This is a genomic window from Xanthomonas euvesicatoria (genome assembly GCF_013112235.1).
Lineage (GTDB): Bacteria > Pseudomonadota > Gammaproteobacteria > Xanthomonadales > Xanthomonadaceae > Xanthomonas > Xanthomonas euvesicatoria.
In genome coordinates, this window is record NZ_JABFFS010000001.1 from 854,953 (window position 1) to 880,378 (window position 25,426).

At 65.8% G+C, this 25,426-nt stretch carries 22 protein-coding genes and 1 pseudogene; 13 read left to right on the top strand and 10 right to left on the bottom strand.

The features are described from left to right. Nucleotides 1-70 precede the first annotated feature (70 nt). Nucleotides 71-1,699, top strand: a complete 1,629-nt coding sequence (locus HLH45_RS03670) for an alkaline phosphatase D family protein (RefSeq protein ID WP_008575966.1) — start codon at nt 71-73, stop codon at nt 1,697-1,699. Nucleotides 1,700-1,870: 171 nt separating this feature from the next. Further along, the gene (locus tag HLH45_RS03675) at nt 1,871-3,442 is read left to right on the top strand and encodes an alkaline phosphatase D family protein (RefSeq protein WP_008575967.1); all 1,572 of its coding nucleotides are present in this window, start codon (nt 1,871-1,873) and stop codon (nt 3,440-3,442) included. A gap of 16 nt (nt 3,443-3,458) precedes the next feature. Here HLH45_RS03675 and HLH45_RS03680 read toward each other — a convergent pair whose 3' ends face one another. Further along, nucleotides 3,459-4,055 (bottom strand): 4'-phosphopantetheinyl transferase family protein, encoded by a 597-nt coding sequence (locus HLH45_RS03680; protein WP_008575969.1) that lies wholly within the window; start codon nt 4,053-4,055, stop codon nt 3,459-3,461. Nucleotides 4,056-4,181: 126 nt separating this feature from the next. Here HLH45_RS03680 and HLH45_RS03685 point away from each other — a divergent pair, with 126 nt between their 5' ends. Beyond that, the gene (locus HLH45_RS03685; RefSeq protein WP_005914591.1) at nt 4,182-4,433 is read left to right on the top strand and encodes a GlsB/YeaQ/YmgE family stress response membrane protein; all 252 of its coding nucleotides are present in this window, start codon (nt 4,182-4,184) and stop codon (nt 4,431-4,433) included. Between the two features lie 61 nt (nt 4,434-4,494). Here the strand turns inward: HLH45_RS03685 and HLH45_RS03690 are convergent, their stop codons facing one another. The 5 genes from HLH45_RS03690 to HLH45_RS03715 all read right to left on the bottom strand — a co-directional run bounded on the left by HLH45_RS03690 (nt 4,495) and on the right by HLH45_RS03715 (nt 9,907). Next, nucleotides 4,495-4,932 (bottom strand): GFA family protein, encoded by a 438-nt coding sequence (locus HLH45_RS03690; protein WP_008575974.1) that lies wholly within the window; start codon nt 4,930-4,932, stop codon nt 4,495-4,497. Next, nucleotides 4,929-5,708, bottom strand: coding sequence for an exodeoxyribonuclease III (gene xth / locus HLH45_RS03695; protein ID WP_008575976.1), 780 nt, complete (start codon nt 5,706-5,708; stop codon nt 4,929-4,931). Before xth ends, HLH45_RS03690 begins: the two co-directional genes overlap by 4 nt. A gap of 688 nt (nt 5,709-6,396) precedes the next feature. Beyond that, nucleotides 6,397-8,124 carry a cation acetate symporter gene (locus HLH45_RS03705; protein WP_008575981.1) on the bottom strand — a complete coding sequence of 576 codons (1,728 nt, stop codon included), beginning with the start codon at nt 8,122-8,124 and terminating at the stop codon, nt 6,397-6,399. Then, on the bottom strand, nt 8,121-8,438 hold the full coding sequence (locus HLH45_RS03710) for a DUF485 domain-containing protein (protein WP_008575982.1): 318 nt from the start codon (nt 8,436-8,438) through the stop codon (nt 8,121-8,123). Before HLH45_RS03710 ends, HLH45_RS03705 begins: the two co-directional genes overlap by 4 nt. Nucleotides 8,439-8,524: 86 nt before the next feature. Then, nucleotides 8,525-9,907: a DcaP family trimeric outer membrane transporter gene (locus HLH45_RS03715; RefSeq protein ID WP_008575984.1), complete on the bottom strand. Its 1,383-nt coding sequence runs from the start codon at nt 9,905-9,907 to the stop codon at nt 8,525-8,527. 296 nt (nt 9,908-10,203) lie between these two features. Between HLH45_RS03715 and acs the strand changes: the two genes are divergently transcribed. Together acs and HLH45_RS03725 are read left to right on the top strand one after the other, a co-directional pair. Next, nucleotides 10,204-12,147: an acetate--CoA ligase gene (acs, locus tag HLH45_RS03720; RefSeq protein ID WP_008575986.1), complete on the top strand. Its 1,944-nt coding sequence runs from the start codon at nt 10,204-10,206 to the stop codon at nt 12,145-12,147. 286 nt (nt 12,148-12,433) lie between these two features. Beyond that, the gene (locus tag HLH45_RS03725; RefSeq protein WP_008575987.1) at nt 12,434-13,102 is read left to right on the top strand and encodes a response regulator transcription factor; all 669 of its coding nucleotides are present in this window, start codon (nt 12,434-12,436) and stop codon (nt 13,100-13,102) included. A 285-nt stretch (nt 13,103-13,387) separates the two neighbouring features. On the opposite strand, the gene HLH45_RS03730 is transcribed toward HLH45_RS03725, so the two are convergent. Further along, on the bottom strand, nt 13,388-14,296 hold the full coding sequence (locus tag HLH45_RS03730; RefSeq protein ID WP_033479032.1) for a DUF4424 domain-containing protein: 909 nt from the start codon (nt 14,294-14,296) through the stop codon (nt 13,388-13,390). A gap of 553 nt (nt 14,297-14,849) precedes the next feature. Between HLH45_RS03730 and HLH45_RS03735 the strand changes: the two genes are divergently transcribed. Beyond that, entirely contained in the window at nt 14,850-15,413 is a 564-nt protein-coding gene (locus tag HLH45_RS03735) for a peroxiredoxin family protein (protein ID WP_008575992.1), read from the top strand. A gap of 3 nt (nt 15,414-15,416) precedes the next feature. Then, on the top strand, nt 15,417-15,620 hold the full coding sequence (locus tag HLH45_RS03740) for a hypothetical protein (protein WP_005922076.1): 204 nt from the start codon (nt 15,417-15,419) through the stop codon (nt 15,618-15,620). 208 nt (nt 15,621-15,828) lie between these two features. Here HLH45_RS03740 and HLH45_RS03745 read toward each other — a convergent pair whose 3' ends face one another. After that, nucleotides 15,829-17,451, bottom strand: coding sequence for a family 43 glycosylhydrolase (locus HLH45_RS03745; RefSeq protein WP_014091441.1), 1,623 nt, complete (start codon nt 17,449-17,451; stop codon nt 15,829-15,831). A gap of 72 nt (nt 17,452-17,523) precedes the next feature. Here HLH45_RS03745 and HLH45_RS03750 point away from each other — a divergent pair. From HLH45_RS03750 to HLH45_RS03775, 6 genes and pseudogenes are all read left to right on the top strand, one after another. Beyond that, nucleotides 17,524-17,761, top strand: a pseudogene (locus HLH45_RS03750) (hypothetical protein). Then, entirely contained in the window at nt 17,758-18,768 is a 1,011-nt protein-coding gene (locus HLH45_RS03755) for an aldo/keto reductase (protein WP_008576000.1), read from the top strand. Before HLH45_RS03750 ends, HLH45_RS03755 begins: the two are co-directional and overlap by 4 nt. After that, entirely contained in the window at nt 18,765-19,637 is an 873-nt protein-coding gene (locus tag HLH45_RS03760) for an amidohydrolase family protein (protein ID WP_008576002.1), read from the top strand. The genes HLH45_RS03755 and HLH45_RS03760 overlap by 4 nt, the downstream gene beginning before the upstream one ends. Next, nucleotides 19,634-20,404 (top strand): SDR family oxidoreductase, encoded by a 771-nt coding sequence (locus tag HLH45_RS03765; protein WP_008576004.1) that lies wholly within the window; start codon nt 19,634-19,636, stop codon nt 20,402-20,404. Before HLH45_RS03760 ends, HLH45_RS03765 begins: the two co-directional genes overlap by 4 nt. A 169-nt stretch (nt 20,405-20,573) precedes the next feature. Continuing rightward, nucleotides 20,574-21,431, top strand: coding sequence for a fumarylacetoacetate hydrolase family protein (locus HLH45_RS03770; RefSeq protein ID WP_008576006.1), 858 nt, complete (start codon nt 20,574-20,576; stop codon nt 21,429-21,431). 609 nt (nt 21,432-22,040) lie between these two features. After that, entirely contained in the window at nt 22,041-23,363 is a 1,323-nt protein-coding gene (locus tag HLH45_RS03775) for an L-fuconate dehydratase (RefSeq protein ID WP_008576008.1), read from the top strand. A gap of 220 nt (nt 23,364-23,583) precedes the next feature. On the opposite strand, the gene HLH45_RS03780 is transcribed toward HLH45_RS03775, so the two are convergent. Then, entirely contained in the window at nt 23,584-23,943 is a 360-nt protein-coding gene (locus HLH45_RS03780; protein ID WP_008571727.1) for an L-fucose mutarotase, read from the bottom strand. Nucleotides 23,944-23,945: 2 nt separating this feature from the next. Further along, on the bottom strand, nt 23,946-25,247 hold the full coding sequence (gene fucP / locus HLH45_RS03785) for an L-fucose:H+ symporter permease (RefSeq protein ID WP_008571728.1): 1,302 nt from the start codon (nt 25,245-25,247) through the stop codon (nt 23,946-23,948). Nucleotides 25,248-25,426: the final 179 nt, after the last annotated feature.

Sequence of the window (25,426 nt, forward strand, 5' to 3'; positions counted from 1 at the left end):
CAACACGTGACACAAAACGGACATGCCGTGGCCACAGCATGGTCGTGTCTGCTTGCCTGCCGTTTTGACCATGCCTGTGATCGACCCGTCTGCCGCCTCACCCCTGCCTGATTGCGCTGCCACGCCGGCGCCACCGGATCCGAGCCGGCGGCGCATCCTCATTGCCGGCGCCAGCCTGGCCGCGGCGGGGCTGCTCAGCCCGTTCGCACGCGCCAGCGGCAGTGCCGATCCCTTCACGCTGGGCGTTGCGGCCGGCGACCCGTTGGCCGATGGCTTCGTACTCTGGACACGGCTGGCACCCCGCCCGCTGGACCCGGACGGACGCGGCGGCTTGCGCGCAGCGGTGCCGGTGCGCTGGCAGGTGGCCAGCGACCCGCAGATGCGCACCATCGTGCGCCAGGGCGAGACCATCGCCAGCCCCGTCTGGGGCCACGCGGTGCACGTGGAGCTCACCGGTTTGGCGGCCGATCGTCCCTACTGGTATTGCTTTCAGGCCCTGGGTGCACGCAGCCCGATCGGCAGTGCGCGCACCCTGCCGGCGGCGCATCGGACGCCGGACGCAGCGCGGTTCGGGTTTGTCTCCTGCTCGCACTGGGAACTGGGGTATTTCAGTGCCTACCGCCACCTCGCCGCGGAACAGCCGGACCTGGTGTTCTTCCTCGGCGATTACATCTACGAGTACAGCAACCACGGCGAGGCGGCGCACAAGATCGTGCGCCCGCACGGCAGCGGCGAATGCCTGGATCTGGCCGGCTACCGCAACCGCTACGCGCTCTACCGCACCGACCCGGACCTGCAGGCGCTGCACGCCGGCAGCGCCTGCGTGGCGACCTGGGACGACCACGAGGTACAGAACGATTACGCCAATCGCTGGTCGCAGGACCCCTCGATTCCGGTCGACACCTTTCTGGCCCGGCGCGCTGCCGCCTACCGCGCCTTCTACGAACATTTCCCGCTGCGAGCGCGGCATCGCCCGCACGGCGCGGACATGCGCATCTACCGCTCGTTCGATTACGGCCAGCTGGCGCGTTTCTATGTGCTCGATGGCCGCCAGTACCGCAGCGAGCAGCCCTGCCCGCAAGCCAATGGCTGGCGCGGCGGCCATGTGGTGGCCGACAGTTGCCGCCAGCGCACCGACCCGCAGCGCACCATGCTCGGCTGGGAGCAGGAGCGCTGGCTGCATGGCGGCTTCGCGCAGTCGCCAGCACGCTGGAACGTCATTGCGCAGGATCTGCTGGTGGCACCGATGCGACAGGCTGGGCGCGACGGCGTGGTCGGGCACTGGACCGATGGCTGGGACGGCTACCCGGCCACGCGCGAGCGCATGCTCGATGCGATTGCGAACACGCGCCTGCGCAACCCGGTGTTCTGGGGCGGCGACATCCACTCGTATTGGGTCACCGACCTGAAGGCCGATCCGGGCGACGACGCGTCGGCAACGCTGGCCACCGAATTCGTCGGCACTTCGATCACTTCCGACGGCCAGAGCAACGACGAACTGCACGCGACCATGGCAGCCAACCCGCATGTGCACTACGTGGACGGGCAAACGCGCGGCTATGTGTCGGTGACGCTTACGCCGGGCCAGATGGAAACCCGGCTGCAGGGCATCTCCGATCGGCGCGACCGCAACGCCACGGTGTCGACAACCAAGCGCTTCGTGGTGGAGGACGGCAGACCCGGCGCAGTGGAGGCCTGAGCCGGGGCGGCAGCCGCGGACGCACTGCCCCGAGGCTGGTGCGCGCAGCATCCTGCTCGCGGCGCACTGTGCGGCCCATCGCGTTAACGCGCCCGGGGGTGGTCACGGACACGTGACGGTAAGACGGCGGCGCTACACCTGCACGCAGCCGTAGCCGCCTGAAGGACACGCATGACCGTCTCCGATCCCGCCCGTCGCCGCATCCTGCAAGGCTTGGGTGCCGGTGTGTTGCTGCCGGCCACTGCCGCTTGGTCTGCGCGCAGCCTGGCCGCGCCGTCGGGACGACCCACCATCACCGACGGGGTGCAGAGCGGCGATGTGCTGGACGACCGCGCGATGCTGTGGAGCCGTGCCGACCGCCCGGCGCGGTTGCGGGTGGAATGGGACACCCGCCCAAGCCTGCGTCAGGCGCGGCGCGTGGACGGCACGATCGCATCGGCGGCGCACGACTTCACCGCACGTGCGGACCTGAGCGGCCTGCCACGCGACCAGGACATCTTCTATCGCGTGCGTTTCGAAGATGCCGACAGCGGTGTGTTGAGCGCGCCCGTCCACGGCCATCTGCGCAGCGCACCGCAGGCGCGTGGCGATGTGCGCTTTGTCTGGAGCGGCGACACGGTTGGCCAGGGCTTCGGCATCAACCCGGACATCGGCGGCATGCGCATCTACTCGGCGATGCGCGAGCGCAATCCGGATTTCTTCCTGCACAGCGGCGACACCATCTATGCCGACAGCCCGATCCCGGCCGAGCTGACGGTGGAAGACGGCAAGCGCTGGCGCAATCTCACCACCGCGGCCAAAAGCAAGGTGGCCGAAACGCTGGACGAATTTCGCGGCAACTATCGCTACAACCTGCTCGATGCGCACGTACGCCGCTTCAATGCCGAGGTGCCGCAACTGTGGCAATGGGACGACCACGAAACCACCAACAATTGGTCGCCCGGCAAGCAACTGGATGCGCGCTATCAGGTGCGCGACATCGACGTGCTGGCCAGGCGCGCCCGCCAGGCGTTCCTGGAATATGCGCCGATGCGCGGTGTGCGTGCCGACGGCAGCGGGCGTATCTACCGCAAGATTGCCTACGGCCCGTTGCTGGATGTGTTCGTGCTGGACATGCGCAGCTACCGCGGCGCCAACAGCGACAACCTGCAACCGCGGCCCGGTCCCGATGCCGCGTTTCTCGGGCCGGAGCAACTGGCGTGGTTGCAGCGCGAACTGGCCGGCTCGCGCGCGCAATGGAAGGTGATTGCCGCCGACATGCCGATCGGCCTGCAGGTGCCAGATGGCGAAGATGGAAACGGGCGCCCGCGCTGGGAGGCGATTGCCAATGGCGACCCCGGCGTGCCACGTGGCCGCGAACAGGAAATCGCCACGCTGTTGCGCTTCATCAGCCGCGCACGCATCCGCAATACGGTGTGGCTCACCGCCGACGTGCATTACTGCGCGGCGCACTACTATCACCCCGATCGCGCCGCGTTTCAGCAGTTCGAACCGTTCTGGGAATTTGTCGGCGGCCCGCTCAATGCCGGCAGTTTCGGGCCCAATGCACTGGATGCCACGTTCGGCCCGAGCGTGGTGTTTCAAAAAGCGCCACCTGCGCCCAACACCTCGCCGCTGGCCGGTTACCAGTTCTTTGGCGAAGTGGACATTGATGGCCGCAGCGGCGTCCTCACGGTGACGTTGCGCGACCTGGATGGGGTGGCGCAGTTCCGTCAACCGATTCTGCCGCACGGCGTGGCGTAGGAACGCGGCGGACGGATTACGCGCCCGCCAACGGATGGAACGCCAATGCGGCGCGGCACTCTGGAGTGGCCCACCATTCGTGCAGCTGCCAGTGTTCGGCCTGGCCAAGTTCCGGATCGCACCACTGCAGGCGCAGTGCGCCGTCGGGCGCGGGCGCATACGCAAGCCGGTGCAAGCCGAACGACAGGCCATGCCCATGGGCCTTGAGCAAGGCTTCCTTGGCGCACCACAGCCGGAAGAACAACGCGTGCTGTGCGTCCGGCGCCAGCGCAGCGAGCAAGGCGATTTCATCGCGATGGAAGAAGCGTTGCGCGATCTCCAGCACACGCGGGCGCGCACGAATGCGCTCCAGATCCACGCCCAGTCGCACGCCCTGGCCCAGCCCTACCAGCAGATAGTCGCCGCTGTGGCTCCAACCGGTATCGCGGTCGGGCAGCGCCGGCTGCAACGAGGGACGCCCGCGTGCATCGCGCTGCAATGGCACCACTGCCGGGTCGATGCCCAAGGCCGGGCCGAGCAACTGACGCGCCTGCGGCTCGCCACGCTCGCCGGGGCGGTGCGGGCGTAGCCACAGCTGCACCGGGCCAACCTGCCAGCTCGCATGCGCTGTCACGCGCCGTGCACCAAGCCGAACATTCGGCCACACCGTTCATCGCGCTCGACAGCTGCTTCACGCGCAGCTGCGTCCAATGGCGCCCATGCACCACTTCCGGTGCACGCGAACATGGAGATCAGCAACATGGGCATCATCATCTGGTTGATCGTCGGCGGCATCGTGGGTTGGCTGGCCAGCATCATCATGCGCCGCGACGCGCAGCAGGGCATCATCCTCAATGTGGTGGTGGGCATCGTGGGCGCACTGATCGCCGGTTTCCTGTTTGGTGGCGGCATCAACCAGGCCATTACGCTGTGGACCTTCGTGTGGTCGCTGGTGGGTGCGGTGATCTTGCTGGCCATCGTCAATCTGGTGACCCGCGGCCGCCTGCGCTAACGCAGCGCCTCACACAGCTCTCGCGTCGCGCAACGCCCGGGCCTGCCCGGGCGTTGTCGTTTCAGCCTTTCGCGGCAATGCGATCGGCCGGGTGGTGCACGCCGTCTTCCACCGGCACGGCGATGTTCAACGCATACGGATTGACGCCTTCCAGGCAACCGACGTTATAGCCGTATTCGTTGGGATTGGAGCGGCGCCGGTGATGGGTGTAGATGCCGCACACGCCGCAGAAATAATGCGCTGCGGTCTGCGTGTTGAATTGATACAGCTGCAGCACTTCCTCGCCCTGCACTACATGCAGGCCATCGAGGGTGACCGACGCGACGATGGCGCCGCGCCGGCGGCACATCGAGCAATCGCAGCGGCGTGGATCGAGCAGGCCATGCGGCAGATCCAGATCGATTTGCACTGCACCGCAGTGGCAACTCAGGCGATGCACCGGCCCCAGCGTGACATCGCCCACCTTGTGCGTGCTACGACGCAGATGCCGCTCGCTCATGCGCCGACCTCCGCCAGCCGCACCCACGCCGGCGCATGGTCACTGGGCCGCTCCCAGGTCCGCGGTTCGCGGTCGATGCCCGATTCCACCGCGCGCGTGCGCAACGCGTCCGAGACCAGGGTCAGGTCGATACGCAAGCCCAGATTGCGGCGGAAACCGGCCTGGCGGTAATCCCACCAACTGAAGTGCTCGGCGTCCTGGTTGTGCAACCGGAATGCGTCGTGCAAGCCCAGCGCCAGCAGTTTGTCCAACGCGGCGCGCTCGTCGGTCGAGGTGAGGATGTGGTGCTCGTTCCACACCGTTGCATCGTGCACGTCGCGCGCGTCCGGGGCGATGTTGAAGTCGCCCAGCACCACCAGCTGCGGGTACCGCTGCAGCTCCTGCGCGATCCAGTCGTGCGCTGCGGCGAGCCAGCGCAACTTGTAGGCGTACTTGTCGGTGCCCACGTCCTGGCCATTGACCACATACAGATTGATGATGCGCACGCCATCCACCGTGGCGGCGATGACGCGCTGCTGCACATCGTCGAGCCCGGGGATGCCCATCTGCACGTCAACTGCCGGCGAGCGCGACAGGATCGCCACGCCGTTATAGGTTTTCTGCCCGCAGAACACGCTGCGGTAGCCCAGTGCCGCCAGCGCTGCATCGGGGAACTTGTGGTCTTCCAGCTTAGTTTCCTGGATGCCCACCACATCCGGCGCAAACGCGGCGAGCCACTGTTGCAGGTGCGGCAGGCGCACATTGAGCGAGTTGACGTTCCAGGAGGCAATCTTCATGGCGCGGACCGTGGTTCAAACCACCAATGGTACCGCGCCATGCGTCGCCCTCAGGACGGTGGAGCCCGGCGTGGCGGAACCGGGCTATTCCGCCACGCGCTGCCGTGCCGTGTGTGGGAAGGCGCGCGTGCCGGCCTGGCGTGCGTCATCGGCGCCACCCTGTGAGCTGGCGCACTGGATCAGCGCAACAGACGCGCTTGCCGCCGACCGTTGGCGAGCGGCCTGCGCCTATGCGCGGGCGCTGCCGGTCGGGCGCCGCCGCCCGTGAGCGAAGGCACGAGGCGGGCACCTGCACCGGACAGCCGCCATCATTCAATCACTTGGCGTGAAGCAACCCGCCCGGTCGAAGTGGATAAGTTGGCCTGACCCCCATGAGACCGCCGGCCATGCCGTCATCCGCCGCAGTCGCGTCGCCACCGCAGTCGCCTGCCTTCCCCGGCCTGAGCCTTGACGAGCGCGACATGCGCGACCGCCTGCGTCTGGCCGGCCTACTCACCCGTGCCGACCTCAGCCGTGGCACCGGAGTATGCGCGCACCACCGCGAACACGCGGCCACCTGGGCCAGGGCCGTGCGGGCATCTCGCACATGTCCCTGGCCGGGCCGCCCCAACAGCGGCGGCATCGCCAAAACGCAGAACGCCGGCACTGGGCCGGCGTTCTGCGATCACAGCAACCATCAACCCGTCGATCAGTGACCGGAGGCGCCACTGGCACCCAGGCCGGTTTCGGCACGGATCTGCTGCGCCTTGAAGGCAGCGCGTTCGTTGGCTGCCTGCGGGCTGCGATCCAGCACCGAGAACAACCAGATGCCGACAAAACCAATCGTCATCGAGAACAGCGCCGGCGAGGTGTACGGGAACGGCGCCGAGCCGGCCGCGTTGCCCAGCGTGTCCACCCACACCGACGGCGACAGGATCGTCAACACCAGCGAGGAGATCAGGCCGAGGAAACCACCGGTCACTGCACCACGGGTGGTGCAGTTCTTCCACAGCAACGACAGGATCAGCACCGGGAAGTTGGCCGAGGCGGCGATGGCGAAGGCCAGCGACACCATGAAGGCCACGTTCTGCTTCTCGAACACGATGCCCAGCAGCACCGCGATCACGCCCAGCACCAGGGTGGTGGCACGCGAGACCTTGAGCTCCGAACCAGGCGCCGGGTTGCCCTTCTTGATCACCGTGGCGTACAGGTCATGCGACACCGCCGAGGCGCCGGACAGGGTCAGGCCGGCCACCACCGCCAGGATGGTGGCGAAGGCCACCGCCGAGATGAAGCCCATGAACACGTTGCCGCCCACCGCGTTGCCGACCAGCACCGCCGCCATGTTGGCCGCGCCCTTGCCGCCGTGGATGGTGCCGGTGGCGACATCGGCGAACTGCGGGTTGGTCAACACCAGTGCGATCGCACCGAAGCCGATGATGAAGATCAGGATGTAGAAGTACCCGATCCAGGTGGTGGCCCACAGCACCGACTTGCGTGCCTGCTTGGCATCGGGAACGGTGAAGAAGCGCATCAGGATGTGCGGCAGGCCGGCGGTACCGAACATCAGCGCCATGCCGAAGGAAATGGCCGAAATCGGGTCCTTGACGAAACCGCCCGGCCCCATGATCGACAAGCCTGCTTTTGCTGCATCCTCGGGCGAAGCGCCACCGCTGGCCGCGACCGCGGTTTTCACCCGCACGCCTTCGGCAAACAGCGCCTCGAAGCTGAAGTTGAAATGCCACATGATCGCCACGGCCATGAAGGTCACGCCGGTCAGCAGCAGCACGGCCTTGATGATCTGCACCCAGGTCGTTGCGGTCATGCCGCCGAACAACACGTAGATCATCATCAGCACGCCGACCAGGGTCACCGCCACCCAGTAGTCCAGGCCGAACAGCAACTTGATCAGCGCACCGGCACCGACCATCTGTGCGATCAGATAGAACAGCACCACCACCAAGGTGCCCGACGCCGCAAAGCTGCGGATCGCTGTGGGCGCGAAGCGGTAACCGGCCACGTCGGCGAAGGTGTACTTGCCGAGGTTGCGCAGGCGTTCGGCCATCAGGAAGGTCAGGATGGGCCAGCCGACCAGAAAACCGATCGCATAGATCAGGCCGTCGTAGCCGTTGGCCATCACCGCAGCGGTGATGCCCAGGAACGAGGCCGCCGACATGAAGTCGCCAGCGATCGCCAGGCCGTTCTGGAAACCGGTGATGCCACCGCCAGCGGTATAGAAGTCGGCGGCCGACTTGGTCTTGGCCGCCGCCCATTTGGTGATCCACAGGGTGGCCAGCACGAAGAAGCCGAACATGGCAATCGCCACCCAGTTGGTGGGCTGCTTGTCGACCTGGCCCAGGTCGCCGCCGGCGGCCAGCGCGATGCCGGCAGGCACCAGGCCGGCCAGGATCAGGAGAAGGCGCGAAGTCTTGCTCATTTGCGGGCTTCCTCCAGGATCTGCGCGGTCAGCTGGTCGTAGGTGTTGTTGGCGCGACGCACGTAGATGGCGGTGATGACGATGGTGAACACCATCACTCCGATCGCGATCGGGATGCCGATCGAGGTCACGCCGGCACCGATCGGCTTGGCGAGGAATTCCTTGTCGAAGGCAATCAGGCCGATGTAGCCGTAATAGGCCAGCAACATCAGTATGGTGAGCGTCCAGCCCAGCGTGTTGCGCTGACGCTTGAGTGCGTGGTACTTCGGATTGGCATCGATCTTGGCGATCAACGCGTCATTCGAGACGGTCATGGTCTGTCTCCTGGTAGAGCGCTGGTAAGACATAAGGCGGCGATGCCCGCTCCACCGCAGTGGAGCAGGCCGCCAGTGGCAGAACGCTAGAAGCTGTACTTGGTGGTGAACTGCAGCCGCGAAATGTCGCCGCTGTCGCCGTTTTCGGCTTCGCGGCGGCCGTACATCAGCTCGGCGCCCACATCCACCTTCGGCAACGGCGAATAGAACACGTTGGCGCGAATGCTTTGCTGGGACTTGCTGGCAAGCCCACCGGTATTGGCCAGCGAATGGTCGTAATTCACGCGCGAGTACATGAGGGTGCTGCGCAGCTTGGCGTTGTAGTCGTGGCGCCAGGCCACCCAACCGGCAACCGTGGTGACGGTCTGGATATTGCCGTCGATGTCGATCTCCACATCCGAGCCGTTGCCCAGGCCCAGATAGCGTCCCAGGCCCTCGCCGTAGCTGAGCTGGTAACGCAGATCGTTCTTGGAGTTGATGATCCAGCGGCCGCCGCCGGCGATGGCACCGCCGAAGTCGGTGTCGTTGGTCAGCGCGCTGCGGGTGCGGTACTGGCGCGCAATGGCCGACAGACCGAAGGTGCCCCAGGTGCCCTTCCAGTTGTAGCGTGCAGTCAGGTCCGGCATCGCGCCATGGTCCGAGGCCAGGATGGTGTTGCCGCCCTGGTACGGGGTGGTCAGCGTCTCGGGGTTTTCGGCCGACACGCTGAAAGCGCCGCGGGTGTACCGGATCTGGGTCTGACGGCTGAACAACGCACCGTCGGTCGGCCCGACGATGTCGGCCGCTTCCGGCAGGATGGTGGGATCGATGAAGTTGGACCAGGTCTGACCGGCCAGCCAGTTGTTCCAGCTCATGTAGGCGTGCCGCAAGGTACCGCCATACAGATTGTTGACCTGGTTGGCCAGCGCGTTGCCGAAGAAATCCAGTTCGATGAAGGCGGTGAGCTTGTCGCCGTTTTCGGTGACGGTGTCCACGCCCAGATTGAAGCGCGAGAACTTGGCATGGAAGTCGGTATCGGTGCTGGACGCCTGCCCGCCGACCGGCGTCTGGGTCGGGATATACAGGTAACGCCCCACCGCACCCTCAGGCAATGCGCCGTCGCTGGTACGGGTGGTCATGAAGTCGGCCTTGATGAAACCACCGTAACGGAACGTTGTCCCCGGCAACGCGTTCGGCGTGATGCTGGTCAGCTGGATCGGCTTCTTGCCGGCCGGCACCGCCGGTGCAGGCGGCGTCTGCGCCTGCAAGGTGCGCACTTCGGTGACCTGCGTCTGCGTCTGCGCGATCTGGCCCTGCTGCTGTTGCTGCGCGGACACCAGCATCTGGACCTGACGCTCGAGCTCGGCGATGCGCGCTTCCAGTGCCTTTTCCTTGGACGTCTGGGCGAACGCAGCGCCCGGCAAAATGGTGGCCACGAACAAGGCGGCCGCCAACGGATGGCGCACCAGCGGTGCAATACGGTGTTTCATGGAACCCTCTCCCCAATGAAGGCCTCGCGCTTGATGGCGATGCTGTGCGGAGCGTGAGGCAGTCCGCGCTTCGGAGCCTATTCGCCTTTGGTCGTAGCTGCAACGCAGCATTGCGCAAGATGACCGATGGTCGCACCGCAGCACGTCTGGCATGTGCGTTGGCGCACTCACCCCGGTTACGACCATGGTCTAAGGCGCCGTTGACCGCCGGGACAGAATGGATGCGGCACACTGATTGTCTACCGAGGGCAGCCGCAACGCCCTCTTCCGACAAGTTCATCGCAAGTGAGGGTGCCATGGCTGATGTTTATCCCGTCGATCCCGCGTTCGCCGCCGATGCGCGCGTGACGCGCGAGCAGTACGCCGCGCTGTACCGCGAATCGATCGAACACCCCGAACAGTTCTGGGGCAAGGCCGCGCAGCGGCTCGAATGGTTCAAGCAACCCACCCAGATCAAGGACGTCAGCTACGCGCTGGACGACTTCCATATCCGCTGGTTCGGCGATGGCGAGCTCAACGCCAGCGTCAACTGCCTGGACCGCCAGCTGGCCACACGCGGCGACAAGACCGCACTGCTGTTCGAACCCGACAGCCCGGATGCGGCCTCCTACCCGGTCACCTACCGCGAGTTGTACGAGCGCGTCTGCAAGCTGGGCAATGCGCTGCGCAACCTGGGCGTCAAGAAGGGCGACCGGGTCACCATCTATCTGCCGATGATCGTCGACGCCGCTGTGGCCATGCTCGCCTGCGCGCGCATCGGTGCGGTGCATTCGGTGGTGTTCGGCGGCTTTGCTGCCAACTCGATCGCCGACCGCGTGATCGATTGCCAGAGCAAGCTGATCATCACCGCCGACGAAGGCCTGCGCGGCGGCAAGAAGATTCCGCTCAAGGCAAATGTCGATGCAGCGCTGAAGATTCCCGGCACCGATACGGTGGAAACCGTGCTGGTGGTGCGCCATACCGGTGGCGCAGTGGAGATGCAGGCACCGCGCGATCGCTGGTTCCACGATGTGGTCGACGGCCAGCCGGCCGAGTGCACACCCGAGCGCATGAACGCCGAAGACCCGCTCTTCATCCTCTACACCTCCGGCTCCACCGGCAAACCCAAGGGCGTGTTGCACACCACCGCCGGCTATCTGTTGTTTGCCAGCTACACGCATGAAGTGGTGTTCGACCTGCGCGAGGACGACATCTACTGGTGCACCGCCGACGTGGGCTGGGTCACCGGCCACAGCTACATCGTCTATGGCCCGCTCGCCAATGGCGCCACCGCGGTGATGTTCGAAGGCGTGCCCAATTACCCGAACGTGTCGCGCTTCTGGGAAGTGATCGACAAGCATCAGGTCACCATTTTCTACACCGCACCCACCGCGATTCGCGCGCTGATGCGCGACGGTGCGGAACCGGTCAAAAAGACCTCGCGCAAGAGCCTGCGCCTGCTTGGCAGCGTTGGCGAGCCGATCAATCCGGAAGCCTGGCGCTGGTATTACGAGGTGGTCGGTGACAGCCGTTGCCCGATCGTGGATACGTGGTGGCAGACCGAAACCGGCGGCATCCTGATTTCGCCGCTGGCCGGCGCGGTCGATCTCAAACCGGGCTCGGCCACCTTGCCGTTCTTCGGCGTGCAGCCGGCGCTGGTCGATGCCGAAGGCAAGATTCTGGAAGGCGCCACCGAAGGCAATCTGGTGCTGCTCGATTCCTGGCCGGGCCAGATGCGTAGCGTGTACGGCGACCACCAGCGTTTCATCGACACCTACTTCCGCACCTATCCGGGCAGCTACTTCACCGGCGACGGCTGCCGTCGCGATGCCGACGGCTACTACTGGATCACCGGCCGCGTGGACGATGTGATCAATGTTTCCGGGCACCGCATCGGCACCGCCGAAGTGGAAAGCGCGCTGGTTTCGCACCCCAAGGTCGCCGAAGCGGCCGTGGTGGGCTTCCCGCATGACGTCAAGGGCCAGGGCATCTATGCCTACGTCACCCTGATCGCCGGGCAGAGCCCGAGCGAAGACCTGCACAAGGAATTGGTCAGCTGGGTGCGCAAGGAGATCGGCCCGATCGCCTCGCCCGACCACTTGCAGTGGGCGCCCGGCCTGCCCAAAACCCGCTCGGGCAAGATCATGCGCCGCATCCTGCGCAAGATCGCCGAGAACGCGCCCGACCAGCTCGGCGACACCTCCACGCTGGCAGATCCGTCGGTAGTGGATTCGCTGGTCAACGAGCGCTTGGCGCGCTGACGCGCCGGGAATGGGGAATCGGGAGTAGGGAATCGGTAGAGCGGTTCCCTGATTGCCGAGAGGGGGATGGCGAGGGGGTTCGCAAGCGGCTCCGTTCTGCCAGCCCTCGCCATCGGCCGATGTCCTTCAACGCTGTCCAATTCGCTCCTGTGTTCTTTTGCTGTCGTTTGCTGCTCGTGCGGTTCGTTGCCCCTGCTTTCTTTGCTGCCTGCTTGCCACGTCTGGCGTTGCTGTTTCTGTTGCCTTTGCCATTCCCGATTCCCCACTCCCGATTCCCGGCCCCCCAATGACCACCCTGCTCATCGCCGACGACCATCCCCTGTTCCGTGAAGCCTTGCGCGGGGCGGTGCAGCGCGTGATGCCGGGGGTCGAACTGTTCGAAGCCGATAACGTGGATGCGCTGTACACCCTGGCCGATGCGCAGCCGGACGCCGATCTGCTGCTGATGGATCTCAACATGCCCGGCGCACAGGGATTCAGCGCGTTGGTGCACATGCGCTCGCTGCATCCGCAGTTGCCGGTGGTGGTGGTCTCCGCACGCGAAGAGCCCACGGTGATGCGGCGCGCGATCGACCACGGCGCGTTCGGCTTCATTCCCAAATCCGCCGATTCGGACACCATCGGGCGGGCGCTGGCCACCGTGCTCGATGGCGAGCGCTGGATCCCGGCCGAAGCGCAAAACCTGCCGCCGACCGACAGCGAGGAACGCGAGGTTGGCCAGCGTCTGCGCGATCTCACGCCACAGCAATTTCGCGTGTTGCAGATGCTGGGCGCGGGGCGCCTCAACAAACAGATCGCCTACGACCTGGGCGTATCCGAAGCCACCATCAAGGCCCATGTCACCGCAATCCTGCGCAAGCTCGGCGTCACCAATCGCACCCAGGCAGTGCTGATGGCCGGCAAGCTCGCCATCGATGCCGACGGCATCGTGCTGCCGCCGCCGGAAGAAGACTGACGCGCGCAGGTGTAGGACTGCGTGCGTTGGGGTTGATCGGTGAGGCTTGGTCGCGTCCGGGTGCGCTCGTGCCCGTGCTCCCGCCACCTCGGCCGTCATCGGTGGTGGGCAATCGACGGACGTGCCATGCAACGCAGCGTGGCACCAACGTAGAAGCGCACCTGGGCACGATGCGCGTTCTCGGCAACGCTTTACAGAAGACAACCGATGCGCGTTGGCGCATACGATCGTGGTGAGCGTTGCAGAACGCTTCGTCGCGCCCGGCTACCCTGCTGCTTGTCCGGTTTATTCCGGTGCGCGCACGAACAACACGTTCAAATCGCGCATCGGCACGAAGTTGGCCTGCTTGAACTGGAAGGTCAGCGGGTCGATCTTTTTCAGCTCGCCGTCGAAACACAGGCTCAGGATGTCGCTGGCCGCCTGCTTGCGGATGGTCAGCTGGAAGTCCTTGATCGGGCCGTTCCAGTTCTTGCCGGTCGTGAGCACGTAGCGCAGATTGGCCCATCCCAACCCGTACTTGCCCTCACGACGCTGCATGCTGGCTTTGGTCGCCGGTTCGATGCAGGTGTCTTTTGCATACGCCTTCAGCAAATAGCTGCTGGGCTGCGGGACGCCGGTAGACAGGCTGGGTGTATAGGTGTGGCGGATCTGCACGCTTGCCTTGGCAGGAAATTTCTGCTGCCAGACGAAGTAGGCGTTGAGCGTGAAACGCGGTTGCCCATCGCCATCGACCCAGCGCGCGGGCAGCGGCTTGCGCCCCTTCGGTGACGTGGCCGATTCGGTGAGCGCGGCGACATCGTCCTGGGTCCAGCCGGTGGCGGCGAACGCGGTGGAGATGTCGCTGCCGTCATCCAGCAACACCACCAGCTTGCGCGTGGTGGCAACCGGTTTGCCGTCGGCCCAGAGCTTGAAATCGCTCAGCGCATTATGGTCGGCCATGCCGAAGTACATCGGCGGCATCGGGAAGGCCACTGGCACGCTCAGGTCGCGCTCGCTGGTGTTGGTGAACACATAGTCCACTTGCACGCGTTCTTCGCTGAGCAACAGCGCTTCGCGGTCCATGCTGATGTCGGGCTGATGCAGCAGGCGGATGGTGCCATTGTCGTCGCCGAAACTGCTGTCATTGGCCTGTGCAGCACTGCAGGCACACAGTGCCAGCACACACAGCGGGACGGAAAACGCCATTGCACGCATGAGGTGATCCTTGAAAGGCCGGCGTACCCGCGCGCCGGGCCGCACAGCATGCCACGCGCGGGCTCGACCGGATGGTGGGCAGCGCGTCGCGCGACGCGTGCGGCAATGGCGCAGGGTCTGATGTGTTTGTGGTGCTGTCGTGCTTGCTGGTGGCGTTGGCCTGGCCTACGGATCAGCCTGCACGCGAGGCGACGCACCTCGACCGTCCGCATGCGCTCGCTCGCCTTGGTGGCGGCGTTGCTGTGGGGCCCGCTTAGCGTGCTGGGTGATTTGAACGCGCCAGTGCGCTCGCACCGTCATCCGGCCTTCCCTACGCTTGCCACGCCAATGCCGCATGCACGCTTCCATGGCGCGCTGATTGCGCAAATGCCAATCGCGACACCACGCGTCAGTGACAAGCCCAAGCGCGGGGGCGTGATCGCATCCACAACCGCAGACCGTGCGACATCGCAGTTGTCGATATCACCATTGACCATGAGCTGATGCCTGGGCAAGGCTCGAGCACCAAGGACGCTTTGGAGCTGGCATGGCGCGACGTTTCCCCTGGCTCTGGATGGGCCTGCTGGTGGCCTGTGCATTGATTGCGGTGCTGGCGTGGCAGAACCGGCAGCTACGCGTGCAGCAACACTGGCTGCAGACGCGCATCAGCACGCCGTATGACGGCATGTACGTGCCGCGTATCGAAGCGACCGATGGCGATGGCCGACGGCATCTGCTCGGTGCGCCGCATGGGCCGGCGCAGGTGCTGTTCTTTTTCACCACCACCTGCCCGTACTGCCAGCGCTCGGCACCGACCGTGCTGCGGGCAGCGCGGCAGCTGCAGGCCAACCTGCCCGGCCGGCCGCAGCTGCTGGGCGTGTGCCATTGCGATGCCGCGCAGGCTGCGCGCTACGCACATGTGCACGGTTTCGATTTCCCGGTGGTCACGTTGACCGATCGTCGCGCGTTGATGCTGTTCCGCGCACGCAACGTGCCGCTGCTGATGGCCATCGATGGGGAGGGGCGCGTGCGTCATTCGCATCTTGGCGTTTTCGATACCACGGAGCGGGTGCAGGATCTCGTTGCCGCCTTGCGCCGCACGGACGCGCCAGCGGCTTTTGCAACGGTGAAGGAGTAATGCATGAAGAAGCGTTGGGTAAGCTTGCGTAGTGCGTTGATGGCAGCGACCTTTCTGGCCAGCACCGGCTTCGGTGCCTTCCAGGTGATGGCGGTCGATAACGCACAGCCGAAAGTCGAATCGTGTAGTGCATGGGCCTGCAAAGCCGAGTGTCCGGAATTCGGCGGCGACCTGGGCCAGGGCAACGTCTGCTACTGCTGCGGTTAACTGCGATCGATAGAGCGGCTGCGTGGCTGCCAGATGGAGCGGGCCGGCGTACGGAATCGGCATGTACCGCGTATCCATGTCGATTCTTGACGCCGTCCGCATCCCGCTGACGCTGTGCGCAAGGCCTCGATGGTTGCTGTTACGCCTGACGGCGAGGTCCCCCCGGGCCTCGCCGTTTGACTGTCACGCTGGGTGGCGTGATGCGCGCTCAGCTCAGCGCGCGATAGCGGAAATCGCGCAATACCACCTCGCCTTGCTGCGCGGCATACACGCCAAGCTGCAGGCTGAGAAAACCGCCGAACACGTTGTGATGGAATCCGGACACTTCCATGCGGGTGGGGTGGCGCGTCCATTGCCGGCCCTCATCGACCGAATACTCGAACCCTACGACCTGGTGATCGTTGGTCAGCCGCACGCGAATGCGCCGATGCGTGTTGGGTGCGCGCGCCCACACCAGTTCTTCGGAATATTCGTAGGTCTTCATGCTGTCGGCAGTGAAGCCGATGCCGACGAAGGCCTTGTGGTTGTAGAACAACACCATGCCGCCTTCGGCATTGCCGACCAGTTCCAGCGTTACCTCTGCCATGTAGGCGCGATCGGGCACGCCGCAGGTCAGTGGCGTGCTGTCGATCGGCGAGCTGCCCGCACAGGCCAGCGTCAGCGCCTTGTTCGCGCGCCGCACCCGCGCCTGTTCGCCGGGCTTGGGCGCATGCAGGCTCCATTGGGTGCCGAACCTGTCGCTGGAAAAATCGTCGGACAACGCCAACCCCGTCGCCGGCACCATGCCGGCGGCAGGCACGCGTGCCGGTGTGCGTAGTGGTTTGGACAGATCGCCGCCAGTGGCGCGAAACCAGCCGTCGGCCGTCCACTCGATCGGCTCCAGCAAGGTCTGCCGCCCCAGCGTGCGAAAGCCGTTTTCGTAGCCGTGATAGACCATCCACCAGTCGCCGCGCGGCCCTTCCACCAGCGTGGCATGCCCACGCGACCACCACGGCTCCTGGTCCGATTGGGTGCGCACCAGCGGGTTGCGCGGGCAGTGTTCCCACGGCCCATGCACCGAGCGCGAACGCGCGGCGATGACCATGTGCCCGGTCACCGGCCCGGCAGTGCCGCCAACGGCGGTGACCAGGTACAGCCACCCATCGTGCCAGGTCAGCTTGGGGCCCTCGGGCGCGAAATTCTCCACCACCCAGTGGTCGGGATAGCGCCACGGCGCGTAGGCCGGTTCCAGCTGTCCGTCGGTGGCCAGGCCGTCATCGCGCAGGCGTACCTTGCGGATGCCGTTGACGAACAGATAGCGCTTGCCGTCTTCGCCGACCACGTGACCGGGATCGATGCAGCCGGCGATCTTCAGGTCGATCGGTGCGCTCCACCGCCCGCGGATGTCGTCGGCCCAGATCACGAAGATCGACCAGCCGGTGTCGTCCGGATTGGCCGGGATGTAGATGTAGTAGCGACCGTTGTGCTTGCACAGGTCCAGCGCCCAGATCGTGCCCAGCCCCTGATGCAACGCCGGGCCGATCGGGGTCCAGTTGACCAGATCGGTGGAATGCCACAGCACGATGCCCGGGTAGGAAAAGAACGACGAAAACGTCATGTAGTAGTCGTCGCCATCCTTGAGGATGGTGGGGTCGGGGTGATCGCCGGCCACGATGGGGTTGAGATAGGTGCCGTTGCCCAGATCCGCCTTGCGCTGCCCCTCCACACCGCGCGCCCACGGCGGGGTGCCTGCGCACTGTGGCGTCGACGCCTGGGCCGCGGCCGCCAGCGGTGCGACCAGTGCGCCGGCAGCCAGTCCCTTGAACAAGTCCCGCCGTGTCGTGTCTGCCATGCGTCAGCTTCGTCGAAGAAGGCAGGTATCTAGCCGCACCGGCTTTCATGCCGCAACCGCAGGCCGGGCGTTATAGGAACTGGTCATGCCAGTTGCGAAATCCGACATAGCGCCGCCGGCCTCACGACGGTGTGCAGACCCGGGCACCGCAATGCTGCACTGCAGCGTGATCTGTTCATTGATGATTGCCATATTCATATGCGAACAGTCCGGCACCTGCCGGATGGTGGACGTTGCAATGCTCAGCTTCTGCTCGACGGATTCTTCAAGCCCCCGCACCTGCGCCCTGCTCGCGGAGCGGCGCGCATGAGCGGCGTGGCGCGGCAGCGTCTGGGCGGCACGGACGTGCAGCTTTCTGCACTGGGCTTCGGTGCCGCCCCGATCGGCAACCTGTACACGGAAGTGGACGAAGCAGACGCACTGGCAGCGGTCGCAGGCGCGTTCGAGGCCGGCATTCGCCATTTCGATACCGCGCCCTACTACGGCTACGGGCTGAGCGAAGCGCGTCTGGGTCGTGGCCTGGCCGGTGTGCCGCGCGCGGACTACACGCTGTCGACCAAGGTTGGCCGTTGCGTCTACGACGACGCCCACGCCGTTGCCGGGCGCGACGGTTTTGCGGTGGCCGGGCGGCGTGCCGAGTTCGACTACAGCGCCGACGGCGTACGCCGGGCGTTCGACTCCAGCCTGCAGCGCCTGGGCACCGACTACATCGACGTGCTGCTGCTGCACGACATCGGCGCGCTGACCCACGGCGACAACCACGCCAACGTGCTGCGCCAGGCCTTGGAGGAGGCCTTGCCGGCGATGGCGGAGCTCAAGGCGGCCGGTGCCTGCGGGGCGATCGGGCTGGGCGTCAACGAGCAGGACGTAGCACTGGAGGTGTTGCCGCGTTTTCCGCTCGACTGCGTGATGCTGGCCGGCCGCTACACCCTGCTGGAACAGCACGGCGCGCGCGCGTTGCTGCAGCAGGCGCAGCAACGCGATGTGGCGATCCTGTCGGCCGGCCCGTACAGCTCCGGCCTGCTCAGCGACGCACGCGGCCCCGGCGCCACCTACAACTACGCCCCGGTCGATACCGCCACGCTGCAGCATGCGCAGCGGCTGTACGCGGCCTGCGCGGCGTTCGGGGTGGATATCGGCGCGGCCGCCTTGCAGTTCCCGCTGGCGCACCCGGCGGTGACCACGGTGGTGGCCGGCATGCGCACCGTGGCCGAAGTGCGATCGGCTGCCACGCGGCTTGCGGCTCCGGTGCCATCGGCACTGTGGCAACGCCTGCGCAATGAGGGCCTGCTCGCAGCGGAGTTGCCCACGCCATGAGCCGGGTCGACGCGCACCTGCATTTCTGGCACCTGGCCCGTGGCGATTACCACTGGCTGACGCCCGAGCTGGCACCGCTGTACCGCGACTTCGGCCCGGGTGACGTCAACGCTGCGCTGGACGCGGCCAATGTCGGTCAGGTGGTGGTGGTGCAGGCGGCCGCCACCGAAGCCGAGACCTGTTACCTGTTCGAGCTGGCCCGCGACGATGCGCGCATTGCCGGCGTGGTGGGTTGGGTGGACTTCGCTGCGCCCGATGCCGCTGCACGCATCGGCGCACTTGTGCATGCCGGCGGCGGCGTACTCAAGGGCCTGCGCCCGATGGTGCAGGACATCACCGACGTGCACTGGCTGGCCAGTCCCGCCCTGGATGCCGCCTTCGATGCACTGCTGGCGCACGATCTGGCCTTCGATGCGCTGATTCGTGCCGTGCATGTGCCGGCACTGCAGGCGCGCTTGAAGCGCCATCCGGGCTTGCGCGTGGTGGTCGATCACGGCGGCAAGCCGCAGATTGCGGCCGGCGAGTTCGTTGCCTGGGCCGCCGGCATGGCGGCCCTGGCGCAGCATCCCACTGTGCATTGCAAACTCTCCGGCCTGCTGACCGAAGCCGCGCGCGGCGCGGGCGTGGACGCGCTGGAGCCGTATGTGGCGCACCTGTTCGCCCGCTTCGGCGCGCAGCGGCTGCTATGGGGCAGCGACTGGCCGGTGCTGACCCTGCGCGCCGACTACGCGCACTGGTTCGCGCTCGCCCAGCAACTCGTCACCCGGCATGCCGCCGAGCACGCGGCAGCCATCTTCGGCGACAACGCACGCACGTTCTATCGTCTGCCACGGCCGGCGGCCCCCACCCACGGAACCTCATCGGTATGACTGTCTCGATCTCCACCACACCCAACACCCGCCTGCAGGGCAAGCGCTGCCTGATCACCGCCGCCGGCGCCGGCATCGGGCGCGAAAGCGCGCTGGCCTGTGCACGCGCCGGTGCACAGGTGATTGCCACCGACATCGACGCCGCGGCCTTGCAGGCGCTGGCCGCCGAATCCGATGCCATCACCACCCAGCTGCTCGACGTCACCGACGCCGCCGCGATCAACGCATTGATCGCCGCACACGGCCCGTTCGACGTGCTGTTCAACTGCGCCGGCTTCGTGCATCAGGGCAGCATTCTCGACTGCGACGAGCCGGCATGGCGCCGCTCGTTCTCGATCAATGTCGATGCGATGTACTACACCTGCAAGGCGGTGTTGCCGGGCATGCTCGAACGCGGCCGCGGCAGCATCATCAACATGTCCTCGGTGGCTTCCAGCATCAAGGGCGTGCCCAACCGCTTCGTGTACGGCGTGACCAAGGCCGCGGTGATCGGCCTGAGCAAGGCGATCGCGGCCGACTACGTTGCGCAGGGCGTGCGTTGCAACGCGATCTGCCCGGGCACCATCAAGACGCCGTCGCTGGGCGAACGCGTCAAGGCCCTGGGCGGCGACGAACAGGCGGTGTGGAAGAGCTTCACCGACCGCCAACCGATGGGCCGCCTGGGCGACCCACGCGAGATTGCGCAGCTGGTGGTGTACCTGGCTTCGGACGAATCGTCGTTCACCACCGGCCAGACCCACATCATCGATGGCGGCTGGTCCAACTGAGCACGGCAACGACGCATGCGGCCGCCCGCCACACACGCAGGCGCAGCGATCGCGTGACGCGATCTGTCGCATGTGTCTGCGTCAGGATGCGCACACCGTCCTTACCCACCCGATGCATGCGCGCTAGGTTTGCTAGCCGCTCCCCTTCTCATCTGCAAAGGAAGACCGCATGAAACTCGTACGCATTGGCGCCGAAGGCCACGAACGCCCTGGCCTGATCGACAGCGAAGGCCGCATCCGCGACCTCAGCGGTGTGATCGACGACGTGGCCGGCGAGCATCTCACCAACGCCGGATTGGACAAGCTGCGCGCGCTGGATGTCTCTGCGCTGCCGGTGATCGAAGGCGAGCAGCGTTACGGCGCCGCCGTGGGCCGCATCGGCAAGTTCATCTGCGTAGGCTTGAACTATGCCGACCACGCCGCCGAATCGGGCATGGAAGTGCCCAAGATGCCGATTCTTTTCATGAAAGCCACCACGGCGGTGTGCGGCCCCAATGACACGGTGATCATCCCGCGCGGCTCGGTGAAGAGCGATTGGGAAGTGGAGCTGGGCGTGGTGATCGGCGATGTGGCGCGCGATGTATCGGTGGAGCAAGCGCTGAACCATGTGGCTGGCTACGCGGTGATCAACGACCTGTCCGAGCGCGAGTTCCAGCTCGAACATGGCGGCCAGTGGGTCAAGGGCAAGAGCGCGGACACCTTCGGCCCGATCGGCCCGTGGCTGGTCACCCGCGACGAAATCGCCGACCCGCAGAACCTGTCGATGTGGCTGGAGGTCAACGGCCACCGCTACCAGAACGGCAGCACGCGCACGATGGTGTTCGGCGTGGCCGAACTGGTCAGCCACATCAGCCGCTATATGACGCTGATGCCGGGCGATGTGATCAGCACCGGCACGCCGCCGGGCGTGGGCCTGGGCCAGAAGCCGCCGGTCTACCTCAAGCCCGGCGATGTGATGGAGCTGGAGATCGAAGGCCTGGGTCGTCAGCGCCAGCCGGTGGTGGCGCACCCGCGCGATGCGGCTTGAGGTTCTCTAGAAGGATTGAGGTAGCACTGCACTACATTGCGTACCACCCCTAAGAATTTTTCTTGCGCGAAAGCCGAAGGACTCACGCAACTCGAATCGCACGACAACGCAAAGCCCCTCTCCCATCGGGGCGCCAAGGCACAGCTTGCGCGCCATTGGTGCGCGTGCCTTGAAGCGCCCGCGTTGCTGGCGCGGGCCGGGGCGCGGAGCGGGGGTTGGGGTGAGGGTACGTAGCCACGGAGTCGCGCAATTCGATGTCATGCCGTCTGTTGTTTGGTCTGACATGTAGACGCTCATGCTGACGCATCACAAGCACGTTGCTCTTGCGGAGTTTGCCGCCGCGTTGCATTTCAAAAACGGTGTAGCGCTTCGATGGCAATACACAGCTGGTTGTGCGATCGATTTATTGGGCTGCGTTGCAAAGGCATGAGTCACTGCAGCGCCTCCACATCCCTGGCGCTACGCATTCGTACCCTCACCCCAACCCCTCTCCCAGGTGGGAGAGGGGCTTAAACGCACTTCTCCGCTCACGTATTTCTTCGTCACTTAGTTCTTCCAGCCACTTTTTCCCATCCGTTCCATTTCCCGCCATCCACCGCCAGGACTTTCATGCGCACCATCATCGCCCTCGAAACCCATGACGTCCGCTTCCCCACCTCGCGCGAGCTCGATGGGTCGGACGCGATGAACCCGGATCCGGATTACTCGGCCGCCTATGTGGTGCTGCGCACCGATGCAGCCGATGACCTGGCCGGTTACGGCCTGGTGTTCACCATCGGCCGCGGCAACGACGTGCAGACCGCCGCGGTGGCGGCCCTGGCCGAGCATGTGGTTGGCCTGTCGGTCGACGAGGTCATCGCCGATCTGGGCGCATTCGCGCGCCGGCTCACCAACGACTCGCAGCTGCGCTGGCTGGGCCCGGAAAAGGGCGTGATGCACATGGCCATCGGCGCGGTGATCAACGCCGCCTGGGACCTGGCCGCACGCGCGGCGAAAAAGCCGCTGTGGCGCTTCATCGCCGAACTCACGCCCGAGCAGTTGGTCGACACCATCGACTTCCGCTACCTCACCGACGCGCTCACCCGCGACGAAGCGCTGGCCATCCTGCGCGCTGCGCAGCCGCAGCGCGCGCAGCGCATCGCGCGGCTGATTGAGCAAGGCTACCCCGCCTACACCACCTCGCCCGGCTGGCTCGGCTACTCGGACGAGAAGCTGGTGCGGCTGGCCAAGGAAGCGGTGGCCGACGGCTTCCGCACCATCAAGCTCAAGGTTGGCGCCAACGTGCGCGACGACATCCGTCGCTGCCGCCTGGCGCGCGAAGCGATCGGCCCGGATATCGCCATGGCGGTCGATGCCAATCAGCGCTGGGACGTGGGCCCTGCGATCGACTGGATGCGCCAGCTGGCCGAATTCGACATTGCCTGGATCGAAGAACCCACCAGCCCGGACGACGTGCTCGGCCATGCCGCCATCCGCCAGGGCATCGCTCCGGTGCCGGTGTCTACCGGCGAACACACGCAGAACCGCGTGGTGTTCAAGCAGTTGCTGCAGGCCGGTGCGGTGGACCTGATCCAGATCGATGCCGCGCGCGTGGGCGGGGTCAACGAGAATCTCGCCATCCTGCTGCTGGCCGCCAAGTTCAACGTGCGCGTGTTCCCGCATGCCGGCGGTGTCGGTCTGTGCGAGTTGGTGCAGCATCTGGCCATGGCCGATTTCGTGGCCATCACCGGCAAGATGGAAGACCGCGCCATCGAATTCGTCGACCACCTGCACCAACACTTCCTGGACCCGGTGCGCATTCGCCACGGCCGCTATCTCGCCCCGGAAGCGGCTGGTTTCTCCGCAGAAATGCACGCCGCCTCGATCGCGGAGTTCAGCTATCCGGGTGGACGGTTCTGGGTTGAGGATCTGGCGGCCAGCGCCAAGACCTGAGCCCGCGTTCCCTCATCCGCCCTTCGGGCACCTTCTCCCGCGCGCGGGAGAAGGAGCGGTCCGGGACCGCTCGGCAATTCGGATTGACACATCTCGGCCTGAGCTTTCGGCCATGCAGAACAGCCAACAGCTGGCTAAACCTGCCACGCCTGGATCAACGCGGAGCATGCCCTTCTCCCGCCTGCGGGAGAAGGTGCCCGCAGGGCGGATGAGGGCGCTCTTAGCGCTGCGCGTGGATCGCCTCGCCCAGCGCAAAGATCCGCCCGGCCTGCCGCCATTTCTCGCCTGGGGCGCTGCCGGGCAGCGGTTTCTGAAACCGCCACATCAACTGCTCCCACGCCTGGATGCGCGGGTCGGCGGCATCGCGCGCGGCTTTGGCGGCCGGGTCGTAGTCCTCGCTGACCTCCATCAGCATCACCAGCCGGTCGCCGCTGCGAAAGATCTCCAATTCCAGGATGCCGGCCTGCTGCAGCGAGGCCACTACCTCCGGCCACACCTCGGTGGGCTGATGCCAGCGCTCGTACTCGGCGATCAGCGCTGCATCGTCGTGTAGATCCAGCACATAACAAAGACGCGGCATGCTCAGGCTCCTGCAACGACGGGCGCCGCGCGACGTGCGCGCAACGCGAACGACAAAATCACCGCAAAGCACGCACCCGGCACCACCATCGCCCAGTGGATGCCGGCCATATCCGATACCGCGCCCATCGCCGCCGTAAGCAAGGCACCGCCGATGATGGACATCACCAGCATGGACGAGCCCAGCTTGCGGGCATCGTCGTGCATGCCGTCCAGGCCCAGCGCAAAAATGGTCGGGAACATCACCGACATGAACACGCTGGCCGCCACCAGCGCGTACAGCCCGGTCCAGCCGGGTAGCGCGATGGCCACCGCGCACAAGACCAGATTGATCACGGCAAAACTTGCCAACAGCTTCGCAGGCGCCAGGTAACGCAACAGCGCAGTGCCGATGAAGCGGCCGGCCATGAACAGCACCAGCGAGATGGTCAGATAGGTCGCAGCGGTTTTTTCCGGCGTGCCAGGCACTGCGTCCTGCAGATAGCGGATCAGATAACTCCAGATGCCGACCTGCGCGCCCACGTAAAAGAACTGCGCCACCACCGCAAACACGAACAAGCGGTTACGCAGCAGTTCGCCGAAGCGTGCGCGCCTGGGCGCAACGCCGGTGTCTGCCTCCGGCGCGCCGCTGGGAAAACGCACCAGCGCGATCAGGATCGCCCACAGCACCACCACCGCACCGATGATCAGGTAGGGCATCTGCACGGCCGCCGATTCGGTCGCGAAGAACGCCTCGCGCGCGGCCGGCGCCATCGCTGCCAGTTCGGCCGGGGTGTGCTCCACGCCAGAGAAGATGAAGTGCTGGCCGACCAGCACGCCGGTAATCGAGCCCAGCGGGTTGAACGCCTGCGCAAGATTCAGGCGTCGCGCCGCGCCATCGGCCGGACCGAGGACGGTCACCAGCGGGTTGGCCGTGGTTTCCAGGAACGCCAGGCCGCTGGCGATCACGAACAGCGCCAGCAGGAACAGCCAGTAGGTGTGCACCTGCGCGGCCGGATAGAACAGGAACGCACCGCAGGCGTACAGCAGCAGGCCCAGCACTACCGCGGCCTTGTAGCTGTAGCGGCGCATGAACATCGCCGCCGGCATCGCAAACACGAAATAGCCCATGTAGAACGCGCTCTGCACCAGCCCGGCCTGCAGGTCGGTCAGCTCGAACGCCTTCTTGAACTGCTTGATCAGGATGTCGTTGAGGTTGTTGGCCATGCCCCACAAAAAAAACAGGCTGACGATCAACAACAGCGGAACCATGGCGGTGCGCGCCAGGCTGCCGCGCGGCGACGCGGCAATGTCACTGTGATGCATGCGACCGTTCCCCTCCCAAGGCTGTGGCGCTTGCGTTGCAATCGGGCGAGCGTACTGCGCAGACCAGCGCCATGCAAATATAAAATCTTTGTTTATATTTGCACGAAGAGACCTCCACCGCCGCCGTGCCTGCGATGCCTGTACCCTGGCGCGCCGCACCTTGCCTGGACCCGCAAACG

What these genes read in the sequence shown, in the direction of transcription:
- HLH45_RS03670 (WP_008575966.1), top strand. Translation starts at nt 71, where the DNA reads ATGCCTGTGATCGACCCGTCTGCCGCCTCACCCCTGCCTGATTGCGCT.
- HLH45_RS03675 (WP_008575967.1), top strand. Translation starts at nt 1,871, where the DNA reads ATGACCGTCTCCGATCCCGCCCGTCGCCGCATCCTGCAAGGCTTGGGT.
- HLH45_RS03685 (WP_005914591.1), top strand. Translation starts at nt 4,182, where the DNA reads ATGGGCATCATCATCTGGTTGATCGTCGGCGGCATCGTGGGTTGGCTG.
- HLH45_RS03690 (WP_008575974.1), bottom strand. Translation starts at nt 4,932, where the DNA reads ATGAGCGAGCGGCATCTGCGTCGTAGCACGCACAAGGTGGGCGATGTC.
- xth (WP_008575976.1), bottom strand. Translation starts at nt 5,708, where the DNA reads ATGAAGATTGCCTCCTGGAACGTCAACTCGCTCAATGTGCGCCTGCCG.
- HLH45_RS03705 (WP_008575981.1), bottom strand. Translation starts at nt 8,124, where the DNA reads ATGAGCAAGACTTCGCGCCTTCTCCTGATCCTGGCCGGCCTGGTGCCT.
- HLH45_RS03710 (WP_008575982.1), bottom strand. Translation starts at nt 8,438, where the DNA reads ATGACCGTCTCGAATGACGCGTTGATCGCCAAGATCGATGCCAATCCG.
- HLH45_RS03715 (WP_008575984.1), bottom strand. Translation starts at nt 9,907, where the DNA reads ATGAAACACCGTATTGCACCGCTGGTGCGCCATCCGTTGGCGGCCGCC.
- acs (WP_008575986.1), top strand. Translation starts at nt 10,204, where the DNA reads ATGGCTGATGTTTATCCCGTCGATCCCGCGTTCGCCGCCGATGCGCGC.
- HLH45_RS03725 (WP_008575987.1), top strand. Translation starts at nt 12,434, where the DNA reads ATGACCACCCTGCTCATCGCCGACGACCATCCCCTGTTCCGTGAAGCC.
- HLH45_RS03730 (WP_033479032.1), bottom strand. Translation starts at nt 14,296, where the DNA reads ATGCGTGCAATGGCGTTTTCCGTCCCGCTGTGTGTGCTGGCACTGTGT.
- HLH45_RS03735 (WP_008575992.1), top strand. Translation starts at nt 14,850, where the DNA reads ATGGGCCTGCTGGTGGCCTGTGCATTGATTGCGGTGCTGGCGTGGCAG.
- HLH45_RS03740 (WP_005922076.1), top strand. Translation starts at nt 15,417, where the DNA reads ATGAAGAAGCGTTGGGTAAGCTTGCGTAGTGCGTTGATGGCAGCGACC.
- HLH45_RS03745 (WP_014091441.1), bottom strand. Translation starts at nt 17,451, where the DNA reads ATGGCAGACACGACACGGCGGGACTTGTTCAAGGGACTGGCTGCCGGC.
- HLH45_RS03755 (WP_008576000.1), top strand. Translation starts at nt 17,758, where the DNA reads ATGAGCGGCGTGGCGCGGCAGCGTCTGGGCGGCACGGACGTGCAGCTT.
- HLH45_RS03760 (WP_008576002.1), top strand. Translation starts at nt 18,765, where the DNA reads ATGAGCCGGGTCGACGCGCACCTGCATTTCTGGCACCTGGCCCGTGGC.
- HLH45_RS03765 (WP_008576004.1), top strand. Translation starts at nt 19,634, where the DNA reads ATGACTGTCTCGATCTCCACCACACCCAACACCCGCCTGCAGGGCAAG.
- HLH45_RS03770 (WP_008576006.1), top strand. Translation starts at nt 20,574, where the DNA reads ATGAAACTCGTACGCATTGGCGCCGAAGGCCACGAACGCCCTGGCCTG.
- HLH45_RS03775 (WP_008576008.1), top strand. Translation starts at nt 22,041, where the DNA reads ATGCGCACCATCATCGCCCTCGAAACCCATGACGTCCGCTTCCCCACC.
- HLH45_RS03780 (WP_008571727.1), bottom strand. Translation starts at nt 23,943, where the DNA reads ATGCCGCGTCTTTGTTATGTGCTGGATCTACACGACGATGCAGCGCTG.
- fucP (WP_008571728.1), bottom strand. Translation starts at nt 25,247, where the DNA reads ATGCATCACAGTGACATTGCCGCGTCGCCGCGCGGCAGCCTGGCGCGC.